This window comes from Serratia odorifera (genome assembly GCF_041448735.1).
Lineage (GTDB): Bacteria > Pseudomonadota > Gammaproteobacteria > Enterobacterales > Enterobacteriaceae > Serratia_F > Serratia_F odorifera.
The window spans coordinates 1-519 of the sequence record NZ_JBGMUT010000083.1; the positions used below are offsets into that span (position 1 = coordinate 1).

At 34.7% G+C, this 519-nt stretch carries 1 protein-coding gene; it reads right to left on the reverse strand.

The genetic code is table 11. The annotated features are described in order from the left end of the window. Positions 1-519, reverse strand: a 519-nt coding sequence (locus ACCC84_RS23950; protein WP_371902449.1) for an IS4 family transposase, incomplete at both ends; no start/stop codon positions are given.

Below are 519 nucleotides of genomic sequence, written 5' to 3' on the forward strand. Positions count from 1 at the left end.
GATATATACGTGTATTGAGCTTTAATCTTGAAATAAAATAAGCATTACACTCTTCTATAGTATGTAAGTCTTTTAGGTCGAAGTATCCTAAATCACGTATACATACATCGTTCGGTTGAAGGGACGCTAAACAAGTAGAACCATACGTTTTATCATTGTGCCTTCCCGATCCTACATGAACATGAAGAAATTGACCACTTAGTAAATCATACTCTAGTTGAATTTTCACACCAGCATTTTGACCACTACCACCTGAACCTTGATATATAGAAGTGAATTTATCCGGAATCTGAAAATGTGTAGAATCCAATACACGAATACGTCGAAAATAGTTTGTATACAAAGTTGGAATCTTGTTAGAAGAACAAAATTGTTGGTGAAGTAAATGTGCTAAGAGTTGTTGTAAAAACTGAACAGCCTGAGAATTAAAACGTTGATTGAGTCCTTCTGGACTCATAGAAATGCCTGTGTTAGCTTCTAATCGACTACATAATTGTACCAATGAAGTATGGGCTATAT